Below are 3,745 nucleotides of genomic sequence, written 5' to 3' on the forward strand. Positions count from 1 at the left end.
CCCTCCCGCCTCTCCGTAGTCCGCCACCCGCACCCCCGGAGCGTCCCCAGATGCAGTTCGGCCGTACCTACGAGGAATTCACCGTCGGCGACGTGTACAAGCACTGGCCCGGCAAGACCGTCACCGAGTACGACGACCACCTGTTCTGCCTGCTGACCATGAACCACCACCCGCTGCACATGGACGCCCACTACGCCGAGGGCTCCACCGACTTCGGGCGCAACGTGGTGGTCGGCAACTACGTCTACTCGCTGCTGCTGGGGATGTCCGTCCCGGACGTCTCCGGCAAGGCGATCGCCAACCTGGAGATCGAGTCGCTGCGGCACATCGCGCCGACCTTCCACGGGGACACGATCTACGGCGAGACGACCGTGCTGGACAAGCGCCCCTCCGCCTCCCGCCCGGACCGGGGCGTGGTCCACGTGGAGACCCGGGGCTACAAACAGGACGGCACCCCGGTCTGCGTCTTCCGGCGCAAGGTGATGGTGCCCACCGCGGCGTACATCGAGGAGCGCGGCGGGGAGCAGCCCGGCCGCCCGGAGCCGCGCGAGCAGCGGCCGAAGGGAGAGAAGTGAGATGGGACGGCTGGCGCGCACCGAGGGCCTGACCGACATCCAGCGGGAGATCCTGGAGACGGTTCGGGGATTCGTCGACAAGGAGATCCTGCCGGTCGCCGGCGAGCTGGAGCACCGGGACGAGTACCCCGCCGAGATCGTCGAGGGCCTCAAGGAGTTGGGGCTCTTCGGCCTGATGATCCCCGAGGAGTACGGCGGGCTGGGCGAGTCGCTGCTGACCTACGCCCTGTGCGTGGAGGAGATCGCCCGGGGCTGGATGAGCGTCTCGGGCATCATCAACACCCACTTCATCGTCGCCCACATGCTGCGGCACCACGGCACCGAGGAGCAGCGGGCGCACTTCCTGCCCCGGATGGCGACCGGCGAGGTGCGCGGCGCCTTCTCCATGTCGGAACCGGCCCTGGGCTCGGACGTGGCCGCCATCTCCTCCAAGGGGGTGCGCGACGGGGACGACTTCCTGCTCACCGGGCAGAAGATGTGGCTGACCAACGGCGGCTCCTCCACCCTGGTGGCGGTGTTGTGCCGCACCGACGAGGGGCAACCGGCGGACGCGCCCCCGCACCGCTCGATGACCACCTTCCTGGTGGAGAAGGAGCCCGGCTTCGGCGAGGTGCGACCGGGTCTGACCATCCCCGGCAAGATCGAGAAGATGGGCTACAAGGGGGTGGACACCACCGAGATGATCATGGACGGCCTGCGGATACCGGCCGACCGGGTGCTCGGCGGGACCACCGGCCGGGGTTTCTACCAGATGATGGACGGCGTCGAGGTGGGCCGGGTGAACGTGGCCGCGCGCGGCTGCGGCGTGGCCCTGCGCGCCTTCGAACTGGCCATCGCCTACGCCCAGCAGCGGCACACCTTCGGCAAGCCGATCGCCGAGCACCAGGCGGTGCAGTTCCGACTGGCCGAGATGGCCACCAAGGTGGAGGCGGCGCACGCCCTGATGGTCGGCGCGGCGCGCACCAAGGACTCGGGGCGGCGCAACGACCTGGAGGCGGGCATGGCCAAGTACCTGGCCGCCGAGTACTGCAAGGAGGTCGTGGAGGGCTCCTTCCGCATCCACGGCGGCTACGGCTTCTCCAAGGAGTACGAGATCGAGCGGCTCTACCGGGAGGCGCCGATGCTGCTGATCGGTGAAGGAACCGCCGAGATCCAGAAAATGATCATCGGACGTCGTCTCCTCGAGGAGTACCGGGAGCGGAGCTGATCGTTCCGGGACGTCACCCGCCCGACACGCCGATTCGCCCTTTTCGCTCGACAGTGACCGGTTTCACTCCTCCCGTGTTCGGGGCCTTTCCCCGAGATGGGAGCAGGATTCGGACACGACGGCCCGCGCGACGGGCGGGATCCTTGATCCCGACCGTCGCGCGGGCTTGTCCGCTCGCGGTACGAAGCCGATAGCATTCCCCGTAAAGGGACATCGCATTCCCGCGAATGTTCCTCCCGCCGACGAAGGTCTCCCATGCCCCACCGCTCCCTCCCCGAAGCCCGCGGCCGGGTGCGTCTCGCCCGCGGTGCGTCGCCGTGGCTGCTGCCCACCGTCGCCACCGCCGCCGTCAGCCTCGCCAAGGCCCGCCGCTCCGGGCGTTGGGCCGCAGTCGCCGTACCCGCCACCGCGCTCGCGGCGGGCATGCTGTGGTTCTTCCGCGATCCCGAGCGGGAGATCGGACAGGGGCGGGTGATCTCCCCGGCCGACGGCGTGGTGCAGTCGATCATGCCGTGGAAGGACGGGCGCACCCGCGTGGCCATCTTCATGAGCCCGCTCAACGTCCACGTGAACCGGGCGCCGGTGGCCGGCACCGTCGCCTCGGTGCAGCACGTGCCCGGTGGCTTCGTGCCCGCCTTCAACAAGGAGAGCGAGAACAACGAGCGGGTGATCTGGCACTTCGACAGCGAACTGGGCGACATCGAGATGATCCAGATCGCCGGTGCCGTCGCCCGCCGGATCGTCCCCTACGTCGTGGACGGCACCAAGGTCGAGCAGGGCGAGCGGGTCGGCCTGATCCGTTTCGGCTCCCGGGTCGACGTCTACCTCCCCGAGGGCATCGAGCCGGCCGTGGAGGTCGGCGAGACCACGACCGCGGGGGTGACTCGCCTTGACCGTGATTGACCGCAACCCGCGGGACTCGTGGACCCCGGACGCCGAGGTGGACGACGACGATGACGACATGCCCCTGTCGTTGCGCCTGTCGATAGCCGACGCCCTGACCCTGGCGAACGCCACCTGCGGCTTCCTGGCCGTCTACTTCACCACCACCGGCGTGCTGATCCCCCATCTGACGGGGACCGGGGACGTCGGCGTGGTGCGCAACAACGCCGCCACCGCCGTGCTGCTCATGCTCCTGGCCAGCGTCTTCGACCTGTTCGACGGCCTGGTGGCGCGCAAGCTGCGCAGCTCGCCGATGGGGGCGGAGCTGGACAACCTCTCCGACCTCATCAGTTTCGGTCTGGCCCCGGCCTACTTCGTCATCGTGTGGGGTCTGGTGGTCGGCTCGGTGCACGAGCCGCTCTCCGCGCTCGCGGCCATCGTGGTGCTGCTGGCCGTGGTGCTGAGGCTGGCGAGGTTCTCCTGCGTCACGGTGCCCAACGGCGTCTTCCAGGGCATGCCGAGCCCCTTCGGGGCCCTGACGGTGGTCTCCATCGTCCTGCTGGAGCTGCCGTTCTTCCCGACCCTGCTGGCGATCGTGGGCGTGGCCTGGCTGATGGTCAGCCGGGTGGAGTACCCCAAGCCGCGCGGGCCGTTGGCGGCGGCCATGCTCGGGTGGATCATCACCGGCATGGCCATGCTGACCGCCTGGGCCTTCGACGCCCCCGGTGGCGAGCTGCTGCTGCAGACCGGGTGCGCCATGCAGGTGGTGCTCGGCGCGGTGATCCCGTTGTTCGCCACGGCACGCCGCGTCAACACCTTCCGCGACAACCGCCGGGAGGCGCGGGCCGCCGCGCGGGCGCGGATCTGACGCACCGCCGCGTCGCGCGGCACCGGGAACGGTGGAGGCGACACACACCTCACGACGGCCGGGGCCGGGCCGGTCGGGGACGACCCCGATCACCCGGCCCCGGCCGTCGGGCGTTCCCGGCGGGCCGGCACGCGAGCGGGGTGGTTCGTGACGGACCGGGCCTCCCCGGCCCCGCCCGGGGCGCACCGGGCCCCGCCCGGCCGGGCACACTTC

At 70.3% G+C, this 3,745-nt stretch carries 4 protein-coding genes; all 4 read left to right on the top strand.

Translation table 11 applies throughout. The features are described 5' to 3' along the window. Positions 1–50: 50 nt before the first annotated feature. The 4 genes from FOE67_RS19515 to pssA all read left to right on the top strand — a co-directional run bounded on the left by FOE67_RS19515 (position 51) and on the right by pssA (position 3,532). Complete coding sequence (locus FOE67_RS19515; protein WP_182666084.1) at positions 51–575, top strand: MaoC family dehydratase; 525 nt, start codon at positions 51–53, stop codon at positions 573–575. 1 nt (position 576) lies between these two features. Further along, a complete protein-coding gene (locus FOE67_RS19520; protein WP_182666085.1) occupies positions 577–1,782 on the top strand; it encodes an acyl-CoA dehydrogenase family protein in 1,206 nt (401 codons plus the stop codon). 255 nt (positions 1,783–2,037) lie between these two features. Beyond that, a complete protein-coding gene (locus FOE67_RS19525; RefSeq protein WP_182666087.1) occupies positions 2,038–2,685 on the top strand; it encodes a phosphatidylserine decarboxylase in 648 nt (215 codons plus the stop codon). Further along, positions 2,672–3,532 carry a CDP-diacylglycerol--serine O-phosphatidyltransferase gene (gene pssA, locus FOE67_RS19530; protein WP_182666089.1) on the top strand — a complete coding sequence of 287 codons (861 nt, stop codon included), beginning with the start codon at positions 2,672–2,674 and terminating at the stop codon, positions 3,530–3,532. Before FOE67_RS19525 ends, pssA begins: the two co-directional genes overlap by 14 nt. Positions 3,533–3,745 lie beyond the last annotated feature (213 nt).

This window comes from Streptomyces calidiresistens (assembly GCF_014141525.1).
GTDB classification, from domain to species: Bacteria; Actinomycetota; Actinomycetes; order Streptomycetales; family Streptomycetaceae; genus Streptomyces; species Streptomyces calidiresistens.

Coding starts and splice junctions, on each gene's coding strand:
- FOE67_RS19525 (WP_182666087.1), top strand. CDS start 2,038: ATGCCCCACCGCTCCCTCCCCGAAGCCCGCGGCCGGGTGCGTCTCGCC.
- FOE67_RS19515 (WP_182666084.1), top strand. CDS start 51: ATGCAGTTCGGCCGTACCTACGAGGAATTCACCGTCGGCGACGTGTAC.
- FOE67_RS19520 (WP_182666085.1), top strand. CDS start 577: ATGGGACGGCTGGCGCGCACCGAGGGCCTGACCGACATCCAGCGGGAG.